Source organism: Halomonas ramblicola (genome assembly GCF_030409215.1).
Classification (GTDB): domain Bacteria; phylum Pseudomonadota; class Gammaproteobacteria; order Pseudomonadales; family Halomonadaceae; genus Halomonas; species Halomonas ramblicola.
The window spans coordinates 424,116-448,106 of record NZ_JAUFPL010000032.1; the positions used below are offsets into that span (position 1 = coordinate 424,116).

General features: G+C 61.4%; 19 protein-coding genes and 3 pseudogenes. 15 read left to right on the forward strand and 7 right to left on the reverse strand.

Annotation, left to right across the window (positions count from 1 at the left end):
* Positions 1-12: 12 nt before the first annotated feature.
* Together QWY80_RS16050 and QWY80_RS16055 are read right to left on the reverse strand one after the other, a co-directional pair.
* Positions 13-786 carry an MBL fold metallo-hydrolase gene (locus QWY80_RS16050; protein WP_290233649.1) on the reverse strand — a complete coding sequence of 258 codons (774 nt, stop codon included), beginning with the start codon at positions 784-786 and terminating at the stop codon, positions 13-15.
* Positions 787-866: 80 nt separating this feature from the next.
* Positions 867-1,445, reverse strand: coding sequence for a TetR/AcrR family transcriptional regulator (locus tag QWY80_RS16055; RefSeq protein WP_290233652.1), 579 nt, complete (start codon positions 1,443-1,445; stop codon positions 867-869).
* 377 nt (positions 1,446-1,822) lie between these two features.
* On the opposite strand from QWY80_RS16055, the gene peaA reads away from it, so the two are divergent.
* The 7 genes from peaA to QWY80_RS16090 all read left to right on the forward strand — a co-directional run bounded on the left by peaA (position 1,823) and on the right by QWY80_RS16090 (position 9,591).
* Positions 1,823-3,385, forward strand: a complete 1,563-nt coding sequence (gene peaA, locus QWY80_RS16060) for a quinohemoprotein amine dehydrogenase subunit alpha (RefSeq protein WP_290233655.1) — start codon at positions 1,823-1,825, stop codon at positions 3,383-3,385.
* A gap of 21 nt (positions 3,386-3,406) precedes the next feature.
* The gene (gene peaB, locus QWY80_RS16065; protein WP_290233658.1) at positions 3,407-4,834 is read left to right on the forward strand and encodes a quinohemoprotein amine dehydrogenase maturation protein; all 1,428 of its coding nucleotides are present in this window, start codon (positions 3,407-3,409) and stop codon (positions 4,832-4,834) included.
* Entirely contained in the window at positions 4,831-5,202 is a 372-nt protein-coding gene (gene qhpC / locus QWY80_RS16070; protein WP_290233661.1) for a quinohemoprotein amine dehydrogenase subunit gamma, read from the forward strand. Before peaB ends, qhpC begins: the two co-directional genes overlap by 4 nt.
* On the forward strand, positions 5,202-6,287 hold the full coding sequence (peaD, locus tag QWY80_RS16075) for a quinohemoprotein amine dehydrogenase subunit beta (protein WP_290233663.1): 1,086 nt from the start codon (positions 5,202-5,204) through the stop codon (positions 6,285-6,287). Before qhpC ends, peaD begins: the two co-directional genes overlap by 1 nt.
* Before the next feature lie 72 nt (positions 6,288-6,359).
* Complete coding sequence (locus tag QWY80_RS16080) at positions 6,360-8,060, forward strand: ATP-binding cassette domain-containing protein (protein WP_290233666.1); 1,701 nt, start codon at positions 6,360-6,362, stop codon at positions 8,058-8,060.
* Complete coding sequence (locus QWY80_RS16085; protein ID WP_290233668.1) at positions 8,051-8,809, forward strand: S8/S53 family peptidase; 759 nt, start codon at positions 8,051-8,053, stop codon at positions 8,807-8,809. Before QWY80_RS16080 ends, QWY80_RS16085 begins: the two co-directional genes overlap by 10 nt.
* Positions 8,809-9,591 (forward strand): helix-turn-helix domain-containing protein, encoded by a 783-nt coding sequence (locus QWY80_RS16090; RefSeq protein ID WP_290233670.1) that lies wholly within the window; start codon positions 8,809-8,811, stop codon positions 9,589-9,591. Before QWY80_RS16085 ends, QWY80_RS16090 begins: the two co-directional genes overlap by 1 nt.
* A 70-nt stretch (positions 9,592-9,661) precedes the next feature.
* Here QWY80_RS16090 and QWY80_RS16095 read toward each other — a convergent pair whose 3' ends face one another.
* From QWY80_RS16095 to QWY80_RS16105, 3 genes are all read right to left on the reverse strand, one after another.
* Positions 9,662-11,233, reverse strand: coding sequence for an amidase (locus QWY80_RS16095; protein ID WP_290233673.1), 1,572 nt, complete (start codon positions 11,231-11,233; stop codon positions 9,662-9,664).
* 258 nt (positions 11,234-11,491) lie between these two features.
* Positions 11,492-12,838, reverse strand: a complete 1,347-nt coding sequence (gene qhpG, locus QWY80_RS16100; RefSeq protein ID WP_290233675.1) for a flavin-dependent monooxygenase QhpG — start codon at positions 12,836-12,838, stop codon at positions 11,492-11,494.
* Between the two features lie 23 nt (positions 12,839-12,861).
* Entirely contained in the window at positions 12,862-12,996 is a 135-nt protein-coding gene (locus QWY80_RS16105) for a hypothetical protein (RefSeq protein WP_290234193.1), read from the reverse strand.
* Here QWY80_RS16105 and QWY80_RS16110 point away from each other — a divergent pair.
* A pseudogene (locus QWY80_RS16110) lies at positions 12,988-13,598 on the forward strand (transposase); the annotation flags it as partial. The gene QWY80_RS16105 and the pseudogene QWY80_RS16110 overlap by 9 nt on opposite strands.
* Positions 13,599-13,993: 395 nt before the next feature.
* A complete protein-coding gene (locus tag QWY80_RS16115) occupies positions 13,994-14,926 on the forward strand; it encodes a LysR family transcriptional regulator (protein WP_290233678.1) in 933 nt (310 codons plus the stop codon).
* A gap of 340 nt (positions 14,927-15,266) precedes the next feature.
* On the opposite strand, the pseudogene QWY80_RS19465 reads toward QWY80_RS16115, so the two are convergent.
* Positions 15,267-15,978: pseudogene (locus QWY80_RS19465) on the reverse strand (IS30 family transposase).
* Positions 15,979-16,282: 304 nt separating this feature from the next.
* Here QWY80_RS19465 and QWY80_RS16120 point away from each other — a divergent pair.
* The 6 genes and pseudogenes from QWY80_RS16120 (at position 16,283) to QWY80_RS16145 (ending at position 21,790) form a co-directional block, all read left to right on the forward strand.
* A complete protein-coding gene (locus tag QWY80_RS16120; RefSeq protein ID WP_290233681.1) occupies positions 16,283-17,491 on the forward strand; it encodes a DcaP family trimeric outer membrane transporter in 1,209 nt (402 codons plus the stop codon).
* 192 nt (positions 17,492-17,683) lie between these two features.
* Positions 17,684-18,565 (forward strand): bile acid:sodium symporter family protein, encoded by an 882-nt coding sequence (locus QWY80_RS16125; RefSeq protein WP_290233683.1) that lies wholly within the window; start codon positions 17,684-17,686, stop codon positions 18,563-18,565.
* Positions 18,566-18,641: 76 nt separating this feature from the next.
* Positions 18,642-19,829 carry a mandelate racemase/muconate lactonizing enzyme family protein gene (locus QWY80_RS16130; protein WP_290233686.1) on the forward strand — a complete coding sequence of 396 codons (1,188 nt, stop codon included), beginning with the start codon at positions 18,642-18,644 and terminating at the stop codon, positions 19,827-19,829.
* Between the two features lie 11 nt (positions 19,830-19,840).
* A complete protein-coding gene (locus QWY80_RS16135) occupies positions 19,841-20,758 on the forward strand; it encodes a ketopantoate reductase family protein (protein WP_290233689.1) in 918 nt (305 codons plus the stop codon).
* 81 nt (positions 20,759-20,839) lie between these two features.
* Positions 20,840-21,153 (forward strand): annotated as a pseudogene (locus QWY80_RS16140) (transposase); the annotation flags it as partial.
* 226 nt (positions 21,154-21,379) lie between these two features.
* Complete coding sequence (locus tag QWY80_RS16145; protein ID WP_290233691.1) at positions 21,380-21,790, forward strand: ester cyclase; 411 nt, start codon at positions 21,380-21,382, stop codon at positions 21,788-21,790.
* A 439-nt stretch (positions 21,791-22,229) separates the two neighbouring features.
* Here the strand turns inward: QWY80_RS16145 and QWY80_RS16150 are convergent, their stop codons facing one another.
* Entirely contained in the window at positions 22,230-23,909 is a 1,680-nt protein-coding gene (locus tag QWY80_RS16150; RefSeq protein ID WP_290233693.1) for an IS1634 family transposase, read from the reverse strand.
* Positions 23,910-23,991: the final 82 nt, after the last annotated feature.

Sequence of the window (23,991 nt, forward strand, 5' to 3'; positions counted from 1 at the left end):
AGTTCAAGAGAATTAGAGCGTGCAGGTCTCGCCGTCCTCCGGCACGAGCAGGTGATCCGCCATGCCCTTCTCGGCGGCGAAGGCACGCAGCTCATCACGGGTGAGGGTCGCGTGGTTGACCGACTCCATATGGGTCGCGATCAGGGCGGCCCCCGGCGCGGCCCGGTAGACCTCATGGACATCCTGCTTGCCCATGATGATGGAGCCAAGTGCCGGGATCTGGGCATCACCGGCATTGAGGATAACGACATCCGGCTGGTGCTGCGCCAGGCTGTCCTGCACATAGGCGTTCCAGATGGTATCGCCGGTGAGATACACGGTTTTCTCGTCAGGATGCCTGAACACCACACCGCAGACCTCACCCAGTAGCTCGCCAGCGGGGGAGGCCATGATCCCATCGCTACCGTGCTGGCCCGCGGTCATGATAAGCGTGATTCCCTCGAATTCGCTGTCGTCGCCAAGCATACGTACGTCGGCGAATCCCTCGGCACGAATCTCTCCCGCATCCTGCTCGTTCTGCACGAAGATCGGCTTGTTCTTCGGGACAAGCCGCTTGGCCGCCTCGTCCCAATGATCCTCATGAGTATGGGTCACGATGACGGCATCGACAGCAAGGATATCCTCCATGGGAATGGGCAATTCCACCAAAGGATTGGACAGGTGATCGTTCACCGTTCCCGGAAAAGCCGGGAAGGCGCCCTTGGGTGAGAGCATCGGGTCGATCAGAAAGCGTTTCCCCGCATAATCGATGATGACGGTAGCGTTGCGAATCTGCTGAAGTTTCATGGACAGTCTCTCTCTCATATTTATCGACGGTTAGGGACCGATAGGTCCATAATGGTCAAAAAAATGGATGCTTCGAGGCCTCAATCGAGAGTGGACAGCAGCAAGTTCAAGGCATCATTGAGCCGCTCCCTGCCACCACCGGCACGGGCCATGACCTGCAAGCCGGGAAACCCCAGAACCAGCAGACGCGCCAGCTTGCTAGCCTCATCGGGGTTCTTGATGGACCCCTCGGCCTGGCCACGCGCGATCGTGCGTGTCAGCGCCTCCTCGATCAAGGCAAGGTCCTGAAAGACGCGCCGGCGGATCTCGGGATCGCGAGGCGCCATCTCGACGGCCTGGTTGATACTCATGCACCCCCGCGCGGCACCGCTATGCTCGACATCCGCAACGATCTTGCGGAAAAAGCGCTCGATGGCCTCACGAGCCGGCGCATGCCCGAGGATCCGGCTCATCTCCCGTGCACGTTCCTCACGGTAGGCATCGAACGCCGCCAGGAAGAGTTCGTGCTTGCCGCCGAAGGCGGCATACAGGCTGCTCTTGCTCAGCCCCATGGCCTTGAGCAGGTCAGTCAGCGATGTCCCCTCGAAGCCGTTCTGCCAGAACACTTCCATGGCCTGGTGGAGGGCCTCGCTGACATTGAATTCCTGTGGTCGTGCCATTGCCTTGCCTTTATCTACCGGAGAGCCGTGGAGCGAACCCCACGGCGCCATTCTGGACCGAAAGGTACTTAACGTCAATCCCCTCCTTCTGATCCCGGAATGCCAACGTTCTCTCAATTGCCTAGCGCCCCCCCCGGCAGGAGAGAAAGGGAAGGGAGACGTTTTCACGCCGAGACAAATCTATCTCATCTTGAGAATAAAGCCGAAAGCCCACCGAGCGCTCTTTAAATAAATCATTGATATTAGAAATAAAAACAAAAAACCCTTCAATGGCACGAGATTTGCCTATAAGTATGCGAGGTTGGTCGGGTCGCAGATGACAGCCCCGTCACTCGTCTCATGACTGGCAAAAGAATAATTGAGGAGAGACCACACCGATGAAACCCCTACTCACCTCTGGACTGTGCGGCCTGGCCTTACTGCTGCCACCGGCCCTCGCCCAGGCCTCGCCAGGCAGCGAGGCCATCGACCGTTACTGCTCGGGTTGCCATCAGGCCCAGGACGGCCCCCAGCGCTGGAGCCGCATCAGCCAGCAGCGCAAGACCCCGGAAGGCTGGGACATGACGATCGCGCGCATGCAGACCATGCACGGCGTCGAAGTGCCCATGGAGGCGCGCCGCGATATCGTCAAGTTCCTGGCCGACACTCAGGGCCTGGCCCCCGAGGAGAGCGCCGGCCAGCGCGCGCTGATCGAGCGCCGCCTCAACCGTGTCGAATCCTTCGACCACCCCAGCTACCAGGAGATGTGTGCCCGCTGCCATACCGGCGGCCGCGCCCAGCTGCAGCGCCGTCCCGAAGCGGAGTGGGAACACCTGGTGCACTTCCATGTGGGTCAGTTCTCAACCCTGGAGTATCAGGCCATGGCCCGGGATCGCGACTGGCTCGACATCGCCATGGACGAGATCGCCCCCTGGCTGGCCAAGACCCAGGGCCTCGAGAACGCGGCCTGGGACGACTGGCAGGAGCAGGACGCCGTGGATCCGGTGGGGGAGTGGCAGCTCTGGGGCCACTGGCCCGGCGAGGGCGACTTCTATGCCGATGTCACCATCACCGCCGCCGAAGGCGAGGACGCCTACGCCCTGAGCCTGGACGGCGCTTTTACCAGCGGCCGGCCGATCGACGGCGAGGGCCAGGCCATCGTCTATACCGGCTACGAGTGGCGCGCCAACCTGAGCCTCAACGGCCGCGACTTCAAGCAGGTGCTGGACCTCTCCGACGCGCGCCCCGGCGGGCGTATTTTCGACGACCATGACGAGGCCTTCGGCATGATGGTGGAGATGGCCCGTCGTGAGGTCGCCGAGCCGGGCCTCATGGCTAGCCTGCCCGCCTCGCTGAAGGCCGGTACTCGACAACGCCTGGTGCTGCTGGGCCATGGCCTGGGCGAGGGAGACATCGACCTGGGCGAGGGCGTGATGGTGCGCGAGGTGGTGGAGCGCAGCGACAATCGCCTGGTCCTGGAGGTGGAGGCGGCCGCCGACCTGACCCCCAGATGGCTGCCGGTGCAGGTTGGCGAGGCCGGCGCCGATACGATGCTCGCCGGCTATCGGACCGTGGATCGCCTGGAGGTGAGCCCCGAGCTCGGCGTGGCGCGGGTCGGCAGCGAGGCGACTCCGCCGGTGAGCGGGGTCTTTAGCGCCATGGGCTACCTGGGCGAAGGCGAAGACGCCATTCCTCTGGGTCGGGTGCCGGTGACCTGGAGCGTCGCCCCCTGGGACGAGATCGCCGAGGGCGAAGAGGACGTCAAGTATGCCGGCACCCTGGATGCCGCCACCGGCATCTTCTCTCCCGCCGGCGCGGGCCCCAATCCGCTGCGCCGGTTCGACACCAACAACGCCGGCAACCTGCGGGTCACCGCCAGCGTGGTGGGCCAGGAGGACGTCCAGGACGACGCCCACCTGATCGTCACCGTGCAGCGCTGGAACAACCCGCCGCTTCGCTAACACCAGGACCAGGAGATCATCATGGGAATCTTGCAAGCGATACCCCAGAACCTGCATCGGGTGGAGGTGGAAGGCCAGCCGCTGTGGTTCCATATCCCCACCACCAGCCTGTTCGCCCCGGACGCCCTGAGCGAGGAGCTGCTCGCCCTGGCCGGTCGCCAGGAGGGCCTGGATCCCCGCGCCCTGCCCGGCCACCTGGCCCACGACGTCGCCTCGGAGGACCTGAGCGCGCGCCTGGAGCAGCTCAAGTCGCTCAAGCTGGTCACCGACGGCGCGGTGCAGGCCTACAACCCCACCGTCGAGGTGGAGCAGTTCCCGCTCTCCACCGTGGTGCTCAATGTCAATACCGGCTGCAACCTGAGCTGCAGCTACTGCTACAAGGAAGACCTGGACAACCCCCGGGACGGCAAGAAGATGGACCTGGCCACCGCCCAGGCCTCCATCGAGATGATGCTGCGCGAGGCCCCGCAACGGGATCGCTACAACATCGTCTTCTTCGGCGGCGAGCCGCTCAGCAACATGCCGCTGATCCGCGAGGTGGTGGCTTGGGCCGAGGAGCGTATCCACGGTCTCGGCAAGGCGGTGGACTTTACCCTGACCACCAACGCCACCCTGCTCAACGAGGAGAAGATCGCCTTCTTCGATGCCCACCGCTTCGGCCTGACGGTGAGCATGGACGGGCCCAAGGCGATCCACGACAAGAACCGCATCGCGGTCAACGGCCAGGGCACCTACGACCTGGTGGCCAAGCGCATCGCGCCGCTGCTGGCGAGCTATCGCTCGCGGCCGGTGGGCGCCCGGGTCACCCTGACCCGCGGCATCACCGACGTGATCGGCATCCACGATCACCTGGTCAACGAGCTGGGCTTCGCCGAGGCGGGCTTCGCCCCGGTCACTTCCGGCGACATGGCCGCCTACAACCTCACCGGCGAGGAGCTCAAGCGGGTCTTCGACGCCATGGTCGAGCTCGGCGAGCGCGCCGTGGCCGCGGCCCTCGAGGGGCGCGATATCGGCTTCGGCAACTTCAACCAGCTGCTTACCGACCTCTGGGAGGGACGCAGCAAGGCGGTGCCCTGCGGCGCCGGCCTGGGACTGGTCTCGGTGGATCACGCCGGGGACGTGCACCTCTGCCACCGCTTCACCGGCTCCGACATGCCGACCTTTGGCAATGTCGGCGACGGCCTCGACCATGACGGCCTCAAGCAGTTCATCGAGGCAAGGAGCGACCGCAGCGAGCGCGGCTGTGCCGACTGCCGGATCCGCAACCTCTGCTCAGGCGGTTGCTACCACGAGAGCTATGCCCGCTACGGCGACCCCATGACCCCCACCTACCACTACTGTGACCTGATGCGCGACTGGGTCGATTTCGGCATCCAGGCCTACGCGCGCATCCTGCGTCACAACCCTGAGTTTCTCGAAGGCCCCCTGGCCGGGAGGCAGAGCGCATGAGCGATAACAAGAAGACTATGACCCAACTGGGGCTGGCGCCCCTCAACCGCAAGGCCCGCGAGATGGAGCGGGCGGCGACCCCGGAGGCCTTGGAGGAGGTTCAGGCCATGCAGACTATCGCCGGCTGCACCTCCAGCTTCGACCCGGGCTGGGAGGTGGACCCCTTCGGCGGCGTGGCCTCCCTGTGCCAGCCCATGGAGGCGGACCTCTACGGCTGCGCCGACCCCTGCTGGTGGCCCGCCCAGGTGCCGGACACCATGAACACCTACCCCGACTGGGGGCAAGGGGCCAATCGCGCCGAGGATGACTGGCGCAAGCTCGACAGCCTCGACCCCGGCAGCGCCGTCTATCCGGGAGGAGATCAGTAATGAAGCGATTCCATCTGCCCCTGGCGGGCCTGCTGGCCCTCTCCGCCCAGCCCTTGGTGGTTGATACTGCCGAGGCCGACGAGCCGCGCGAGTACCTGGTGACCATGGCCCACCCCAACCAGCTGCATGTGATCGATCCCGAGGCCCGGGAGATCGTGCGCAGCTGCGACGTGGCCGGTGCTTTCGGCCCCGGCACCCTGCAGTTCTCGCCGGACAACCGCACGGCCTATATCCTGCACAACCGCTGGGAGGACGTGGTGGGCATCGACCTCACCAACTGCGAGGAAGTGTTCCGTGCCCACGGCCCCCAGGGCAACATCGGCGCCAAGGCCATCACCTCCATTGCCGTCAGCCCGGATGGAGAGCGAGTCTACGTCCTCTGGGACCGCGTCGAGAAAAACATCGATCACTACCGCGTGCTCGAACCGCAGCTGGCCGTCTACGATACCTCGGCGGGCCTCGACGCCGAGCCCATCGCCACCTTCCCGGCGCCGCGCCAAGTGATGGTGATGTCGACCGATGCCGACGATCAGCTCTACTTGGCGGGTCCGGATATCTATCGCATGGATCCCGAGACGGGCGAGGTCGAGACCGCTATCGCCAACCGCAGTTGGGACGACCCGGACTATGGGGGCTTCGATTCACTGACGGTCTGGACCATGGGTGAGGTGACCCAGGAGTTCTTCAGACCTTATGCAGTGGCCAAGTACCCGGGCACGGAGGATGAGACCTGGTACTGGGGCATCAACCGGGTCGACCTGACCAGCGGGGAGACCGAACGGAAGGAGATCGCCCCCTTCGAGTCCATCATCTTCTCCATGGTCTCCGATCCCCAGGATCGGGACGTCTTCTACAGCGTCTATAACCACCTCAGCCGGCTAGATAGCCGTACCCTGGAGATCGTCGATAGAGTCGAACTCGACCATACCTACTACAGCATCAACACCTCCTACGACGGCTCGCGGATCTACCTGGGCGGTGCCTCCAGCGATATCGCCATCTATGATGACGACTTCAACGACCTGGGGCGGATCCAGTTGCCCGGCGACATGAGCTTCTCGACTCTCAAGGTGGCACGCTTCTAGGCTGTTGTTGCGTGGTCCTCTTGGCCGGGGGCTCCCCAGGAGCCGCCGGCCCTTTTTGCTGGGGAGATGCCCATGCCTGAGCCCGACACCTCCCGCGACTCGCAACCGTTGCCCTGGGGCTGGCTCTACCGGCCCCTCAAGGCCCGACGCTTGGCGCTGGCCCGCCTGCTGGCCTTGAGCCTGGTGGCCACCCTGCTGGCGCTGCTGCCGCCGCTGCTCACCCAGCGACTGATCGATCACGGCCTGATGCGCGGCGACTTCGCCACGGTGGTGACTTACGTCGCCGCCCTGGTGGCGGTGGGGCTCTCGGCCCTGGCCCTGCAGGGGCTGACCCGGCTGCAGCATGTGGCGCTCTCCGCCAAGCTGCTGCTGGCGCTGCGCCGCGCCCTGCTGCGTCACCTGCTGCGCCTGGCCCCGGCCCGCTGGCAGGCCCGGGGGCGGGGCGATCTGATGAGCCGCCTGGACGGTGACCTGTCGATCCTCCAGGGCTTCGCCCTGGACGGCCTGCTCGGCGGGCTCTCCAACCTGCTGGGGCTGGTCGGGGCGCTGGCCATGATCGGCCTGTTCAGTCCGGCCCTGATGGCGCTGGTGGCGGTGCTGGTACCGATCCAGTGGCTCTGGCTGCGCGCCTGGCGCCCGGCCCTGACCCGCCGCCAGCAGGCGCTGCGCGAGCAGAGCGGCGATATCTCCGGCTTCTGGCAGGACACCCTGGCCTTTGGGCCCTGGTTCCAGGGCCAGGCCCTGGAGGCCGCGCGCCTCAACCGCCTGCAGGGACTTGGCCACGAGCAGCTGCGCCGCCTGCTGGCGGTGCGCTGGGTGGGCTTTCTCAGCGACATGGGGCCCCAACTGATCCTCGCCCTGGCCCGGGCCGGGGTGCTGCTGCTGGGCGGCTACCTGGTGATCCAGGGCCGGTTGCAACTCGGCGAGCTGGTGGCGTTGCTGGCCTATCTGGGCATGGTGATGGCGCCCATCGGTGGCCTGCTCGGCCTCTATGGTGGCTGGCAGCGGGCTCGAGTCAGCGCGGCGCGCCTGGCCGAGCTGTTCGACGAGCCCACCATGGGGGATCCCTACCGGGGCGAGCGGCCCACGGGGCCCGGAAGGATTCACCTCGAGGGGCTGCAGTTCCGCCACCCCGGCCAGGCCGACTGGCTGCTGGAGGGCGTCGATCTCGAGCTCCCGCCGGGTCACAAGGTGCTGATCGACGGCCCCACCGGGGCCGGTAAGAGCAGCCTGATCCGCTTGCTGCTCGGCCTGGAGGTCCCCGAGGCGGGCGAGATCCGCATCGACGGCGTACCGCTCGACGCGCTTGCCCGCCGCCACTGGCTCAAGCAAGTGGCCTGGGTAGAGCAACACCCCAGCCTGCTGCGCGGCGGTCTGGCCGAGACCCTGCGCGCCCTGGCCCCCGAGGCCGGCGATGCCGAGCTGATCGAGGCGCTGGCGCGGGTGGGGCTGGCGGAGTGGTTCGACGCCTTGCCTCAGGGCCTGGCTTCCGAGCTGGGCGACCTGGGCGGCAAGGTCTCCGGTGGCCAGCGGGCGCGCCTGGCCCTGGCCCGGTTGCTGCTCAAGCGCCCCCGGCTGGTGCTGCTCGACGAGCCCACCGCCGCCCTGGATCCGGCGGCCGCCCGCGCCTTCGACGCCCTGCTCGACGAGGTGCTGGGCACCACCACCCGGCTGATCATCAGCCACCAGGGCGGCCACTTCGGTCACCTGGATGCCCGCTATCGCCTTGAGCGAGGACGGCTGATCGCGGTGGAGGCGGAGCCATGTCCCTGACCAGCATGCCCTTAGCCAAGCGCTCTCTATCCCTGGGAATGATCGATAGCGGCGCGCCTCCGGACACGGCCCTGGCGCGCTTCCACTCACCCGGCGGTGCCGACACCGAGGACCGCCTGGGCCATGGGCGGGCCATCCTCGCCACCCTAGGCCTCTACCTACCCTGGCCGCGGCTGGAGATCGCCCTCTACAAGCTCTTCGAGGATCGCTTGACCGCCGATGCCGCTGCCCTGGCGGCGGCCTTCGAGTGGCACGCCGCGGCACCCCCGGCCTGGCTGCTGTGCAGCCTGGGCCTGCCGCGTGCCGACGTGCGCCTGCAGGCGGCAGCGGAACGGCTGCAGGCCGCCGGCACTCGGATCGTCGCCGCCAGCCCGCGCTTCGGGGCGCCGGTCTATCCGGCGGCCTGGCCCGGGGTGTTGGCAGTCAGCGGTGCTGCCGGCCTGCCCCCGGGACCACCCCGGCCAGGCCGCGACGAGCGCTGGTACGCCTGTGTCTGGGCGGCGAGGGAAGCGAGCATGGAGAGCCCTTGGCAGCCCTGGCAGATGGGGCCACCACCGGCGGGAGCGCCGCCGCCCCTGGGCGGGGCCAGCTTCGCCGCGGCCCATGCCCTGGGCTACTGGCTGGCGCAGTCAGCCGGTGACTCGGCGGCGACGTTATCGGACTACAGCCTAGGTCAGGCCCCCCCAGCGGGGAGATCGATCGCCCAAGGAGAGCGGCGGCTATCACACCATCACGGAGCTCATCGCTGATGCACAACCGACTCCTGCACAAGGTGGCTCTGGTACTGGACGCGGTCGTCGAGCACAGGGCCCTGGGCCTGGAAGAGCTGCACCTCCTGCTCGATCTACCCAAGCCAACGCTGATGCGTCTCCTCGGCGACCTCGAGGAACTGGGCTGGCTCTATCGTCGCCTGGGCGACAGACGCTATGTGCCACTGGCCGACATCGGCGGTCCCGCCGATCCGGGCAATCGACTCGCCAAGGTCACGGGCCCCTTCCTGAACGAATTGTTTGACATGACCGGGATGGCCTCGGACCTGGTCGTTGCGACGCCATTCGGGCCCAGCATCCTTGAGAGTAACTACTCGCGACTTGGCATCCGTACCGGTCAGGATCGCATCATCGGGGCTCGTCCCTGCCCGCTGGGAGCCGCCTCGGGACGCGCGCTGGCGGCCGGCATCGGGCTTGATGCCATAGAAGCCTGGGATGGCGAGCCCGACGACCACCAGTTGCATGGACTGGACAGGGAGCGCCGCGACGGGCACTTCCGGCGCCGGCCCGGCAATTGGGAATATCACTTCCGCCGGCCTTTCGACGTCGATGCCATCGCCATCACCCTGCCCATTGGCCACCAGACCTGCGTGGCCGTGAACCTCTACTGGGATGCTCGGCGCCTGCCATTCAGAGCGGTGGAGACCATTCACCTGCCCCGGCTGAAGACGGTCGGACGACGGCTGGCATCAGCACTCGAGGGGCATATCACGACCCTGGAGACCCTGTCGACCGGCGACATCCGAAGGCCCGGAGCATAACCTGTTGACGACTGCCCGTCGTTACTCCGCCTGCCTGCACGGGGAGGCGGCGTGACGGGGCAACTTGCCATCAAGCGCTGCCACCACTCCTCAGATCGGGGCGCTGTTGCGTTAACCGCGAGGCCTGCTCGTAGGCGTGGGCGATCTTCAGCACCTTGAGGTCGTCGCGCATGCGGCCGATCAGCTGGATGCCCATGGGGCGGCCCCGCTCATCGAAACCGGCTGGCACATTGATCACCGGACAACCGGAAAGGGTGCCGGGGGTCACGATCTGCATCCAGCGGTGGTAGGTATCCATGGCGCGACCCGCGATCTCCTGCGGCCAGTGGATGTCGGAATCGAAGGGGAAGACCTGGGCAGTGGGCAGGGCGACGACGTCATGGGTGTCGAAGAGCGCATCGAGCGTCGTATACCACTGGGTGCGGGCGGCCGAGGCACGAAAGACGTCCAGCCCCGTCAGGCGCAGACCACCCTCGATCTCCCAGATGGCCTCGGGTTTCATGCGCGCCCGTTTCGCCTCATCGGCATACAACTCATCGGCAATGCCCGCGATATGGAAGTGGCGCAGGGTCAGCCAGGTCTCCCATAGCTGCTCCATGGGATAGTCCAGGCCAACCTCTTCGACCCGCGCCCCCAGCTCCTCGAAGTGGCCGATGGCCTGGCGACAGACATCCAGCACACCGGGCTCGGTGGGCAGGTAGCCATCGAAGTCGCCCAACCAAGCGACCCGGAGGCCGGCGGTGTCCATATCGAGGCCGCCGGCGTAGCGCGCATTGTCCGTCTCGAGTGATAGCGGCACTCGGGAATCGAAGCCGGCCATGGTGGCCAGCAAGCGCGCCGTGTCCGCGACCGTACGGCCCATGGGACCTTCATAACCGAGCTGCTGATAGAACATCTCCCGGGACGGGCCGTGAGGCACGCGACCCTGGCTCGGCCGGAAGCCGATGACGTTGTTGTAGGCCGCCGGATTGCGCAACGACCCCATCATGTCGCTGCCGTCCGCCACCGGCAGCATGTGGGTGGCCAGCCCCACCGCGGCCCCGCCGCTGCTGCCGCCGGCGCACAGGGCCGGGTCAAAGGCATTGCGGGTGGTACCGTAGACGGGATTGTAGGTCTGCGAGCCCAGGCCAAACTCCGGGGTGTTGGTCTTGCCGATCAGGATGGCGCCGGCGGCCCGCAAGCGCTCGACGAAGACGGCATCCTGTTCCGGCACCCACTCCTCGAACAGCGGGGAGCCCAGGGTCGTGGTGATGCCCCGCGTCGGCGCCAGGTCCTTCACCGCATGGGGGAAACCGTGCATCCAGCCGCGGTAGTGCCCCCGCGCCAGGTCGTCGTCGGCCGCCCGGGCTTCGTCCATCAGCGCCTCGCGGGCGCGCAGGGCGACGATGGCGTTGTAGGTCGGGTTATAACGGTCGATCTGGTCCAGGTAGGCCGCCATGACCTCGCGACAGCTGACGCTGCCCTGGCGAATGGCGGCGGAGAGATCGACGGCAGACAGCGCGACGAGCTCTGCGTCGGAGCCGGGTTGCACCGTGGCGGCACGGGCACCGCCGATGCCACTCAGGCCAGTGGCGGCGAGCATGCCGGCCCCGGCGGAGAGCTTGAGGAAGTTACGACGATCCAGCGAATACGGCGTTGTCATGATGATGGCCTCGCATTATCAGGCAGCCTTGTTGTTGGCATAACGGCGGGAAGGTCATCGACACCTCCTTCAGCCGCCATGGATAAACGAGACTAGCGAGGTAACGAAAAGGGGGTAAGCTAAACTGGTTTCACATTGTGGAACAAGACGCTGATGGAAACGGCAAGAAGGCGTGCAACGCCCGGAGAAGACCTGGGCGAGTTGTCGTGACTGTCAGGCGAAATAGCTTCGTTAGGGCGTTGCTGCCTTGGCCTTGGGCTACTTGCCCGCAGAACCGGCCATCGACTGGACGACGACGTCAGCGGACGACAAGTTGGGCAGCGCCGGCCAGCCGGGGTGCTCGGCCCACCAGCGGATTACCGCCGGGGCCGCGGGGCCGGCGGCGATCAATAGCGCCTTCGCTTCCTCGCGGTCGCCGGTCTGCATGGCCCGGACCAGCGGCGCCAGGAGCACGCCAGCCACCGCCTGGATGCCCAGGGGCTGATCGGGAGTCACGACCAGCTCCCGCTCAACCAGGCACGTGCCGACGATGGCCGGGCCGCGACTCACCCGCACCCGGGCCCAGGGCTCCGGTTGGTGCAGCGGCTGGTGATCGGGCCAGTGGCAGCGTGCCGCCCAGTAAGGGGCTGGAGCATCGGTCATCGACTCGTGATAGGCGGCCTGGCGATAGAAGTCGCGGCCGGCCCGGGCGAAGCGCCAGTACTGGGCATCCTGGCGCCGCTGATGGAAGCGTTCCAGGGGCGCGATGGGCTGCCCCTCGAGCAGGCTATTGAGCACCGGCGCCAGGCCATGGGCCGAGGAGAGGGCATTGAAGATGCCCTGGCCGGAGAGCGGATCGATGGCCATGGCGGCGTCCCCCAGGCGCCACAGGCGTCCCTCCCGCACCCGGGTGCGCCCCAGCATGCTGGGGCGCCGATAGTGGTGCTGGATGGGGGCATCGCCCCAGAGCGGGGCCAGCTCGGGCTGGGCGGCCAGCCAGGCGCCGGGATCCCGGCGTGCTCGGCGCAGCGTCGCCTCCGGCAGCGCCAACTGCAGGTACTGCTGGCCCTCGAGCCGCGACCACCAGGCCCAGCCGCCGCCGGGCAGCGACAGGGCGGCGCTGGCCGGTGTCGCGTCCGCGGCCTCGCCGCGCAGGATCCAGGCCGGGGTCGACCAGGGCGCGGCGTCGCGGAAGTGACGCCGTGCCGCCGCCCGGCCCCGCGCCTCCACGCCCCAGGGGGCGGTCAAGACGCGGCCATCGGCCAGGGCCAGCCGCGCCTGGTCGCCGTTACTCTCGAGGCCGGTGATGCGTGCCTCGAGCACGGTCACGCCGGCCTCGCGAAGATCCGCCAGCAGGGCGGCATCGAAGGCCGGACGCGGCAGCAACCACTCGGCGTTGGGCGCCCGCGCCTTGCCACCCCAGGTGACCCGGCGTGGCAATGGCCCCACCGCACAGGCGGCGGCCCGGGCCAGCCCCAGGCCCTGCAAGGCCTGGAGGCTGCGCCGGCTGATGCCCTCGATGGCGCGGTAGTCGCGGCGCCGGCCGATCAGGGTGACCTGGTGACCGACCCGGGTGAGCAGCATGGCTAGGGCCGCGCCGGCGGGGCCGCCCCCGGCGATCAGCACCTCACCCGCTTCGCGCCTTGTGATCAGAAAAACACCCCCACCAGCAGTTGGGCATAAAGGGACGTGTCGGCATCGCCCAGCTGGATGCCGCCCTGCGCCGCGCTCTTGTCGGGAGCGTACCAGCTCAGCAGTGGCGAGACATAGAGCCAGTCCGTCACCTAGTCAGTCAACTGCGCCCCTGGTACTGCAGCGCGCGATGGGCTGGATCGACCTCAGCGATACCGACACGTTGCGCCGTGACCCGCTCTGGCAATTGGCCTGCAGTGATGCCCTTGGGATGACACCATTGATGCAGGATCGGCCTTCTCAAGCCACACGGTCGCGGCTGCTGACGTGCCTCAGCCGCAACGACAACATCGATGCCGTGTACGAAGGCCTGCTGCGACTGGTAGTCTGGCGCTTGACCTCCCTGAAGAATGGCGAACGTCCCGAGTAGCTGACCCTGGATCTCGCGAGATCCACGGCCACCAGGGTGGCTCGGCCTTTCACGGGCACGTCGGTGCATGCATCTACTCGCCGCTGGTCGCTTCGCTGGCCGAGACAGGCGACATGGTGGGCGGCCTGCTGCGCGAGGACAACGCCGGTCCGGCCGAGAATGCCGATACCTGGATCCCGCGTCTGATCAGGTGACTCCACGAGAGCACCGGAGCTCAGGTTCGAGTGCGCATCGACGCCGGCTTCACCGACAACGCGACGCTGTAGCCCCTGGAAAGATCTCGACAATGGCCGGCTGCGCAGCCACATGGGCCTGCAGAAGCTGACCGAGTTGAGCTGACACCCCAGCGATACCGCGACAAAGCCAAGACCAGGGCGGCCACAACGGTAGCCAGCGATCAGGGCTACCCTGACGGCTGACATCAATTCCTTAAAGTTATAATAGAGCGAAAGAAAAGCTGTACTCTGGCATCGGCCAGCAGGTTCTCATACCACAGATGCTGCTGATGAGGGCCAAAGCTAGCAACTAGTGGATCCAAGACGCTCGATCAGCGCCCTCATGAATGAGGCGGGATTATCTGTGTCGGTGGCGTTCTGTAGAAGTAGATGGAGTAGAGGCCATCTCAACCAATGGACTCTCGATTGAATTCATGATAAGAAAAGCGGGTGGTACCTCGCAACTCCAAAAATTGAACGAGATAGCGAAAGGGACAAACATGTATGAACACTAGATTCTATGAGACCTTTATCTGGCTATCAAAACTGGGAAACTTTAGCAAAACAGCAGAAAAACTTCACGCTACGCAACCCACAATCACCTCACGTATTCAGGCGCTAGAGGATTCATTTGACGTTGAGCTCTATACCAGAGGAACTAAGCCTTTAAAATTAACACCCGAGGGCAAATTAGTACTCCAGTATGCCAAGAAGATTGTCGATTTGGAAGGAGAGCTTGAAAGCACACTCTCTGACAATGAGCTAAAAGACACACTAAAGGTCGGTGTTGTTGAGCTGGCGACAGTGACCTGGGTGCCTGACTTTATTCGCGAACTCCAGGATCGATATCCCAAAACAGTCCTGGAGTTTAAAGGTGGCCTTCAATCTGAAATTATGCAGAAGATAAGAAACGATGAACTTGATCTGGTATTTGTATTAGGACCACAAAGCGAACCCGAGCTCCATAATGAAAAAATTTGCACTTTTTCAATGTCCTGGGTCGCGTCCCCCGAGTTTTTTTCTGATCATGAAGAGATGGACATCAGTGAGATAAATGGCTTTCCAATTATTCTACCCCCCAGCAATGCATCCACCTATCCTTACCTTAAAGAGTATCTACTGGTCAACGGCATGGAAGACGCAATGTCAGACACTCAAATGGTAAAGTTAGACTGCGTGTTTTCTGGAGCCACCGGCTTATCCCTTGTGAAAAAAGGTATTGGCGTTATGCCATTGCCAACGGCAGCGGTTATTGAAGAGATTAAAGCGGGAGCCTTGGTAAAACTTCCGATAAGACAATCGCCACCGAATATTTACATGACCGCTTGTCTAAAGAAAAAGAACCAGAGCGTATTTTTGAATGATATCGTTGCCATCGCTGAAAAATGTGCCAAAGATTACGCCGAATCAGTTTCAGAAGGAGCGGTCTGGGTGTGATAGAAATAGTCTTGATCTTGTCTGGCAATCTAGAAAGGCAAGGAGCTGGGGTGAGTTGAACGAGATTTCCGGACACTGCCCAGCTTCAAAAAGAGGCTGCATTATGTCTTAGGAAGCGCCGCATAAATCCTGTCGCGGCTACCTAACCGGCACCGGCGGAATAGTACCTGACCTTCCTGCCGCCGCCTGACAGAGCTACCCGATGAAGCAGACCCCGTTGTCCAGGCTGAGTACCAGAATGAGCCCGGCTTATTCATGGGGCCAGCCTGAAAACCTGAATTCAAGTAATAAGCGCAACACCCGTGGTATCCAAGGCTCCTGAGTATTCCCCCATGAACACCTATGCCGGTGTCCAGTAGTCGAGTCGCTTCCTGGGGCGGTCATTCTGCTTCCACACCACCTAGCGCAATTCGGCATCGGTGTCCTGTCGGAAGTCCGTTCCCTTGGGGAAGTACTGCCAATAGGTACCCGCTGCGGCGCTCTACCAGCGCGACAAATCCCAATTGCTTGTGCCCCTCGAGCCCGGTGTCACCCTCTCAGTGGCCGATGAAGCGCCGATCATCGGCCTCAGTCGGGCGGTGTTCGATGCCTACCCGGTTGGGGATATTGCCAAGCCCTGCGCTCTTGGCCTGGGCTAGGTGCTCGCTGCGCCATTTGGGTCGACGGAGATGCAGCCAGAGACCACTACCCTGTGCCGTGTCATCCCAGATTCAGGGGTAGATCCACTGATGACTGATGCCTACGCCAGCAAAGGGCGCCATGAACCCGCTGAATTCCTGGGGACTCCACTTCTCACGCAGCCGACCAACAACGGCGGCGATCATGCTCGGCAAGCGCTGAGTCCACTTCCAGGCTGTACGGCGCCGATGATCACTGAGGGGCTGGGCCTACTCGGGATCGTAGCCGCCGGAGGTGGCGTTGCGGCGCAGCTCACGGCTGATCGTGCTGTGATGGAGACCCAGCCCCCTGCCGATCTAGCGCTGGCTCTTTCCCAAGTCATGGCGGGCGTGGATCTGGTATCGCTGGGTCTGTGTTAGCTGTCGGTATCCCATGCTCTGCTTCACCCAGTTGTGGATGGACTGAGACGTAGGCTCGAATTCCTTGGCTAGGCATTGGGTCCCGGAGTGCAGTGGTCCATGGTACGAACCATTGTCCGAGATGGGGTAAAGAATTTGTTATACCAGCCCCCAATATTTTCCTATTAGAGATTCAGCAGAGCCTCTGTCATGATAGGTTTCAACTCACCGATGGGGCCCACAGGATTTTGATTAAAGCCTTTACGCTTTAGCTTAGTTAGAAACTTCCACATAGCTCAGCTCAACCACATCCATTTACTTACACACAACAGGAAAAACCATGTCCGATAAATACAATGAAAAGGCAGCTACGATGGATAACTTCAAGAACCTGAGAAGAGGTATGCTATTCACACTCTCCTCCCTAGCCCTGGCGGTCTCCCTTTCCGCCCAGGCGTATGAGTTCGAGGTCGGGGATACCACGGCGAGCATCTATGGCTACGTCAAACTGGACATGATCTATGACATGGACGCCGAGCTTCCCCCCCTAGGGTTCAACCCAGCGATTCCCTTAGATGGCACTACTCGTGATAATATCAATGGGCATACCCAACTCCACGCCAAGGAGAGCCGCATCGCCTTCGCAACCTCGACGCCGACCGAGCGGGGGGAGTTGCAGACCGTGATCGAAGGGGATTTCTACGGCGGCAGCGGTGATGGCGAGGAGCTCCGGCTGCGTCATGCCTACGCTCAATGGAACGGTATCATCGCTGGACAGACGTGGAGCAACTTTGGCTCCGTGCTGGGGGTGAATCGTACGGTTGACTTCAAGGTACAGCCGGGGCCGGGAACCGGTGCCCGGCAAAGTCAGCTGCGCTATACCACCGGTGGCTTCTCGGTAGCACTCGAGGATCCGAGCAATGTCGGTGGCACCGTGGCGGACGGTTTCGCGCCGAACGGGCGCTATGTCGCACATAGTGCAAACAAGAATACCCTGCCAGATCTGACCCTGCGTTACATGGGCAAGGCGGGCAATCTCAGCTATGGCGCCTCGGGGGTGCTGCGTCAGTTGGAGGTCGACGATGGTGTTCAGGATGACAGCGCGCTCGGCTGGGGTGTGGGCCTTGAGGCCGAGTATCGCCTCACGCCGGCTGTAACCCTGCGAGGCAGTATCACGCATGGCGATGGAATCGGCGAATACTTGTCGGAGTCGCCCGCGGCCCCGGCCTATGTGGATCCTGACACAGGCAGCGTCGAACCAATCACGCTAACCGGCGGTAGCGTCGGTGTACGGGTGGCGGCAGGTCCTGGCTACATCAACCTGGGCTACGGCTATGCTACCGCCGATCTGGATGATGCCGTCAACGCCGGAGTCGCCAACGCCGATTTGGCCAACAAGACCTTCAGCGATCTTCATCTGAACTATATCTGGTCACCGATGCGCCGCGTCAGCTACGGTTTGGAAGTCAGTCACCAGACCCGCGAAATCGCTAACGGCGATGATGGTGATGCGGTTCGTCTCCAAGGGATGGTGATGTATCACTTCTGACGGATAGCTGCACCTGCTTGGGGGCTGCCAGTCGGTACTATAGATCAGACATTTTATTAACGACACGGAGTTATAATGAAAACAATAGTAGATACGATATCTGGGTGCGCTAGTAAGTATTTCGCTATCTGGACCACGCTAGCAGCCACAAGCGCGTTTATATTTCCTAGTGTTTTTTTGCCACTGGTGCCCATGGGCAAGTGGTTCATGATGATTGTCATGTTTGGAATGGGGCTCACTCTGACGTCGGGGGATTTCAAGCCTATCGTGAGGCACCCATGGCCATTAGTGGTGGGAGTGGTATGTCAATTCGTTATCATGCCAGCTCTCGCGTTTGGAATCGCCACCGTGCTTCAGTTGAGTCCGGAGCTGACACTTGGTCTTGTCCTGGTTGGGTCGGTCGCGGGCGGTATCGGTTCCAATGTCATGGTGTATATGTCAAAAGGCGACGTCGCTTTGTCTGTAGCCATGACGACATTTTCAACGTTGATTTCAGCAATCGCGACTCCTGCTTTGATGTTGCTGTATATGAATCAACTGTTGCCGGTTCCCGCAGCCAATCTGGTGATGTCGATCATCCAAGTGGTCGTGATCCCGGTGACGATCGGTGCTCTATTGCGTAGTTATATGCCGCGAGCAACCCGGGAAGCAGCCCGAACGGTTCCACTGGTTTCTGCGATCGGGATGGTACTCATTTTGGCGCCCATGGTTGCCATCAACCAAGAACTGCTCGTCTCGGTGGCCGGCGTCTTGATCATTGCCGGAATACTGCATAACGTCGGCGGACTCTTCCTGGGGTATACGGTTTCGGCAGCGTTCAAGATGCCAGTTCCCCAGCGACGGGCCATCTCGATTGAGGTCGGGATGCAGAATTCCGCACTTGCGGCCATGTTGGCACATGTGCATTTTGATCCCATTACAGCACTGCCTGCTGTCTTCATTTCTGTGTGGACTATGCTCTTCCTGCCAATTTTGGCGAACCGTTGGCGTTTCAGAGACGAAAAGGCGAAGCGTTCGGGTGGAGTCAAAAGACATACCATGACTATAAAAGATACTCCGGAGACGAAACATTGAGCATGGATTCATTTCATACTATTGCAGAAGAATGACCCGGCATATTCCGCCAAACACAGAATGTATAAGGAGTCACATGAAGATCGTAAGTGTTGAAATCCTGCAACTTGCAGGTAACGACGGAGATAAATACGGTATCCCATGGAATCCCACCATTGTGCGAATAAACACGGATGAGGGAAGTTATGGCATCGGAGAGATTGGCCTTCCAATGGGTAATGCAGCGCACGGGCAGGTTGGTCTGGCACGTGATTACGCAGCCCTGCTGATCGGTCAGGATCCGTTTCGTACCGAAGCTATCTGGGAAATGTTGTATCGACGCACGTTCTGGGGAATGGCTGGGGGAATCCTCGTCTATGCCGTTATCAGCGCCATTGATAATGCGTTGTGGGATTTGAAAGGGAAAGTTTTGGGTGTTCCCGTTTACCAGCTCCTCGGCGGAAAGACGAATGACCGTCTGCGTACCTACGCCTCACAGATCCAATTCGATTGGGGGGCGGAACCGGGCGTGATGGTGACTCCGGATGACTACTGTCGCGCCACCGAAAAAGCAATCAATAATGGGTTCGACTGCGTCAAAGTCAACCCCATTGGTTTCGACCTGGACGGACGGTGGATGACGTGGAATACACACGGTGTGCTGACTGCTGAGCAGGTCAGAACGGCGTCAGAACGCATGGCATCAGTACGAAAGGTGGGTGGCGAAGACTTAGACATTATTGTTGAACTACACTGCCACACCGACTCCAAGGCTGCTGTGCAGCTCGCACGTGAGATGGAGCAATACCGCGTTCTCTACTTCGAAGAAGCAACTGCTCCAATGAACTGGAAAGCGATGAAGGATTTGCGTAATCGGATTAGCATTCCAATCGCTACAGGAGAGCGGCTGTATGGTCGGTTTGGTTTCCGGCCGTACATTGAAAACCAGGCTGTCGACCTGATCCAGCCGGATCTGGGCAATGCAGGTGGCTTTACCGAAGTCAGCAAGATCTGTGCGATGGCCGCCCCGTACGACGTGGGAGTTCAGCTTCACTTGATTGGTAGTCCGATCTCTACGGCCGCGGCGTTGCAGATGGAGGCGGTACTACCAAACTTCGTAATTCATGAGCACAACAACACCAGCCTGATCCCAGCAAATATCGACATGTGCGTCAATAACTATCAACCCAAAGACGGCTATTTCACGATCCCGGATGAACCGGGAATCGGGCAAGACCTCACCCCGGCCGCTTATGAAGCAGCCGCTAAGATCATTGTTAAGTAAAAGGAAACCCTATGAAGTACGTAATTTTCGGAGGCGGGGCGATTGGATCTGTGCTGGCCAGCTACATGGCTATGGCCGGAAAAGATATCACCCTAATCACCCGCGGTACACATTTTGAAGCAATTCGCGAGCAAGGCTACCTAGAACTTTACTACGCACCAGAGGGCACCCACCACCAATCTCCGGTTCGGGCAATGACGGAACAGGAGTACGATGAATCACCTGATGTTGTCATCATATGTGTGAAATCATACTCGATTAATACCGTCTTCTCTTTCTTGGATAGAGTATGCCGGTCTGATACCGTGGTATTGCCATTGATCAACGCTTTAGACATCGGAGCCAACATTGAAGCTGGAATCACTTCGTCGCCGATTCTTGCCCAAGGCGAGGCGTATGTGGCTTCCGAACTCGTCAAACCTGGATACTGCAAGCACAAGCTTGACTTCTTCCGAATCGTATTCGGGCCACGAGACGGGCAAGAAATCTTCCCACAAGCAGAACAAATCCAGAAGGATCTGATTGATAGCGGTTGTACGACGGAAGTCAGTGAGGCGATGCTGAAGGAAGCACTGAAGAAATTCTGTCGTGTGTCTAGTCTGTCAGGCGCACTGGTCCACTTCAACGCCACTACCGGTGACATCGCCCGTGATCCAGAGAAAATGGAGTTCTTGGCAGGTCTGGTGCGAGAGTTAGCGGCACTCGGCCGAGCTGCCAACGCAGAATTTGACGAACAACAAGCGCTCGATGACACTCTCACCGCGGTCCGCGAGGTTGATCCTGAGTATCGTACATCGCTCATGTATGACTATGAGGCGGGCAAACCCACCGAAAGCCGCACGATGTTTGGCGATGTGTACGAGATGGGCCAAAAACTAGGACTCGAAATGCTGAACTACGGAAAAGTCCTGGACAAGCTCAGAAGCTGAATGCTGCGTCGAGGTGAGCATGAGGCCAGCCTGCAACGGGTCCATCCGCGTTGAGCTCGACGGCCGGCACACCACCAGCGACAGCGGGCGATGGGCTGGATCGACCTCAGCGATATCAACACGCTTCGCCGAGACCCGCTCTGGCAGCTGGCCTCAGTGATGTCAGCGGGACGACGCCATTGGCACAGGATCCGCCGTCTCAAGCCATGCTGTCACGGCTACTTACATGCCTCGGCCGCAACGACAACATCGATGCCGTGCACGAAGGCCTGCTGCGACTGGTGAACTGGCGCCTGACCTCGCTGAAAAACGGCGAACGACCCAAGCAACTGCCCTTGGATATCGATGGCTTGCCGATCGAGGTCCACGGCCACCAGGGTGTCTCGGCCTTTCACGTTCGATCAACCCACTCGTAAATGAGGAGAGGTAAAGAATTTGTTATACCGGTCTCCAATATTTTCCTTTTAGAAACTAAGTATAGCCTCTGTTATGGTGGCTTTTCATTCATCAATGAAGCACGGAGAGTTCTGATCAAAACTTCTATAATTTAGCTTAATTTTCAAAACTCAAAACGATCCAATCCAGCCACATCCATTTGATTATCCCTGATGGGAGGAAGTTATGTCCGTGAGCGAAAATAAAAAAACTGTAGTTGCATTTTATAACGCCCTTAATGAGGGCGACTATGACTCAGCAGCTGCAATGTGTCATGAAGATTTTGTATTCTACAACCAAATTGATACTCCACGACCTGGTGCAGAAGGTTTTATTGAGGCTGAGAAGAAGCATATCGACGCTTTCGAGGGCTGCCACTTTACTACAGAAACTGTCGGCGAAGGAGATCGAGTAGCAGCGTACGTGGTAACAGAAGGAAAGCATACTGGCAATTTTTATGGCTTTGAACCAACCGGTCATAAAATGCGCATGTCAATGTGTAATCTATTTACATTCAAAGATGGAAAAATTATCGAAAAACGTGCTCATTATGACCGTTACGATATCTTGCAGCAGCTGGGATGGGAGCCTAGGTAATCAAATAAAAATACAGAAAACAAATAAGGTACTCCTCCGGCTTTGCCGGGGGAGTACTCGAAGTTTGACCGTGTGATGCGGTCACAGGAAATTTCCAATTTCGGCCAAGAGATAGGAAGCCCCCAATGAGAGAGTACCAGAGTCTTGCCCCCTGAGTTCGACACTTCCAGCCTGCCCGCGCGCTCCATCCTGAGAAACCTTCCGTAACCCTTCTCATACCGAGACGACCTCGACAGCGCTCGGCACCGTCCTTATCCTCTCCTCCTTGCCACAAACTCCTTTAAGCCCATGATATTGAAAGCATCGTCACATCTATCGCCTGAGGTTGGCACGACACTCGCTTGGGTCGGAGTCCACGATGACGAGGCATGCCCCCCGAGTTCGACAGTTAGAAGCGTAAACTACTGATTAGCCTGGAAACGCGTTTTCAAAATTGGCACTACAAGCGTGATGCAGCAGGTGCCGGCAGGCCAATCGCCTCGAAAAGGTCACGTTGTTCAGGCTTCAATTTGGTCAGGCCGCTCGCCGTCTCACGACGGTGAAGCAGGACCTGGTGGAACTGGATCTTGCGGGCAATCTCCAACGCCCGCGCCGGCGACAGCGGATGATCGCTGGCCTTCAGGCGCATCCTCAGCACGCGGTACAGGACCAGGGCGAGGAAGCAGATCAGGGCATGAGCGCGGATGCGATCCGGAAGCCGGTGATAGACCGGCGCGATCTCGATGTCGCTCTTCAGCACGCGGAATCCGCGCTCGATGTCGGCCAGCGCTCGGTAGCGCTCCACGATCTGTGGTGGCTCATGATCGGCCATGTTGGTGACCAGCAGCAGCTTGCCATCCAGCATCCTGGCGCGATCGAGCGCTCGCTGATCCAGCACGTAGTTGAACGTCTCGGCCGTCAGGTCGATCTTGAGAATATGGCCGAGGTGAGCATCAGTGACGGCCTTGTAGAACCTGGCCGTCACGCCGGCATCAGAGAGCTTTCTGCCGCGATAGCGACGCCCGGCATCCTGGTTATCCAGCTTCTCGAACCACTGGCGAGCATCAGCTTGCAGTGCCTCGAGCTTTTGATCGCGCGCCGCCATCTGCACCTGGGCGACTTCGGGTCGATGCGCCACGATCAACCGATGATCCTGCCATGCCATCTCGCCATAGGCTTCGGTGTCGGCATCCTGGCAGTGCGTTTGGTGGAACGCCTTCAGCAGATCATCAAACTCGCTGTAGCGACGACCCGGAACCGCCAGGATGAACTCGAGGGGGCGTTCCCCGATACGCACGGCTGACAAGGCCTCCAGGTTATCGAGGGAGAGCAGCCCACGGTCGGCCACCAGCACGACACGGCGGACATTGAAGCGCTTGACCACGGTCTCGATGGTCGGCAGCAGCGTCTTGGTTTCCGCGACGTTGCCATCGAATATCTCATGGTGGATGGGCAGGCCTTCCGCCGTCTGCACGACGCCCAGCATGAACTGTCGGGCGATCCCGCCCTCCTTCGAGGGACCATAATGGCGGACATCCCCATTGAGCGAGGTACTGCCTTCTGCCCGGATCGTGGTGAGGTCATAGAAGACGATCGACAGCTCTTGATCGATCAGCGGCTTGAGCTGCTTGGCCAGCACGTCGTTGAGCGCTTCGCTGCAGTCCGACAGAGTGTCCATGGTGCGCAGCAGATGCTGATGACTGATCGAGGCCGTGTCGACGTCGGGTACCAGAACATCTTCCAGCCAGCGCAGCACACCGAGCTTGGATTCCGGGTCACAGAGGCGGTTGAGCATCATGACCCGCAGCAGCCGCTCGGCATCGAACTGCCGCTTGGTGCGCAGCACCCGTCGGAAGGCATCATCCAATCCAAGCTCTTTCCAGAGCGACGTCAGCAGCCAGGTATCGCCAACGGATCGGGCCGGGGCGAAGTCGGTCTCGCCGGTGCCTTCTTCGAGCGTGGGCTGGCCGGACACCCGCAGCAGGCCGTTGATCAGCGCGCTGGACTCCCCGGCCGTGACGGCTTCCAGGCGTCCCAGCGTCGCGATCACGCGTTGGCGCGACTTGCCGGCCTCGTCGCGGTAGGACTCGACGAGCTTCACGTAGCGGCGCGGCCCGGATTTGGTGACTTTGACGAACATGTCACCACCATAGATAGCCTACTTAGCTATTGGCAAGGCACAACGAGAAAAACGTGTCACTACAAGAATTTTGGCTCCGATT

Coding starts and splice junctions, on each gene's coding strand:
- QWY80_RS16050 (WP_290233649.1), bottom strand. CDS start 786: ATGAAACTTCAGCAGATTCGCAACGCTACCGTCATCATCGATTATGCG.
- QWY80_RS16055 (WP_290233652.1), bottom strand. CDS start 1,445: ATGGCACGACCACAGGAATTCAATGTCAGCGAGGCCCTCCACCAGGCC.
- peaA (WP_290233655.1), top strand. CDS start 1,823: ATGAAACCCCTACTCACCTCTGGACTGTGCGGCCTGGCCTTACTGCTG.
- peaB (WP_290233658.1), top strand. CDS start 3,407: ATGGGAATCTTGCAAGCGATACCCCAGAACCTGCATCGGGTGGAGGTG.
- qhpC (WP_290233661.1), top strand. CDS start 4,831: ATGAGCGATAACAAGAAGACTATGACCCAACTGGGGCTGGCGCCCCTC.
- peaD (WP_290233663.1), top strand. CDS start 5,202: ATGAAGCGATTCCATCTGCCCCTGGCGGGCCTGCTGGCCCTCTCCGCC.
- QWY80_RS16080 (WP_290233666.1), top strand. CDS start 6,360: ATGCCTGAGCCCGACACCTCCCGCGACTCGCAACCGTTGCCCTGGGGC.
- QWY80_RS16085 (WP_290233668.1), top strand. CDS start 8,051: ATGTCCCTGACCAGCATGCCCTTAGCCAAGCGCTCTCTATCCCTGGGA.
- QWY80_RS16090 (WP_290233670.1), top strand. CDS start 8,809: ATGCACAACCGACTCCTGCACAAGGTGGCTCTGGTACTGGACGCGGTC.
- QWY80_RS16095 (WP_290233673.1), bottom strand. CDS start 11,233: ATGACAACGCCGTATTCGCTGGATCGTCGTAACTTCCTCAAGCTCTCC.
- QWY80_RS16115 (WP_290233678.1), top strand. CDS start 13,994: ATGAACACTAGATTCTATGAGACCTTTATCTGGCTATCAAAACTGGGA.
- QWY80_RS16120 (WP_290233681.1), top strand. CDS start 16,283: ATGTCCGATAAATACAATGAAAAGGCAGCTACGATGGATAACTTCAAG.
- QWY80_RS16125 (WP_290233683.1), top strand. CDS start 17,684: ATGGGCAAGTGGTTCATGATGATTGTCATGTTTGGAATGGGGCTCACT.
- QWY80_RS16130 (WP_290233686.1), top strand. CDS start 18,642: ATGAAGATCGTAAGTGTTGAAATCCTGCAACTTGCAGGTAACGACGGA.
- QWY80_RS16135 (WP_290233689.1), top strand. CDS start 19,841: ATGAAGTACGTAATTTTCGGAGGCGGGGCGATTGGATCTGTGCTGGCC.
- QWY80_RS16145 (WP_290233691.1), top strand. CDS start 21,380: ATGTCCGTGAGCGAAAATAAAAAAACTGTAGTTGCATTTTATAACGCC.
- QWY80_RS16150 (WP_290233693.1), bottom strand. CDS start 23,909: ATGTTCGTCAAAGTCACCAAATCCGGGCCGCGCCGCTACGTGAAGCTC.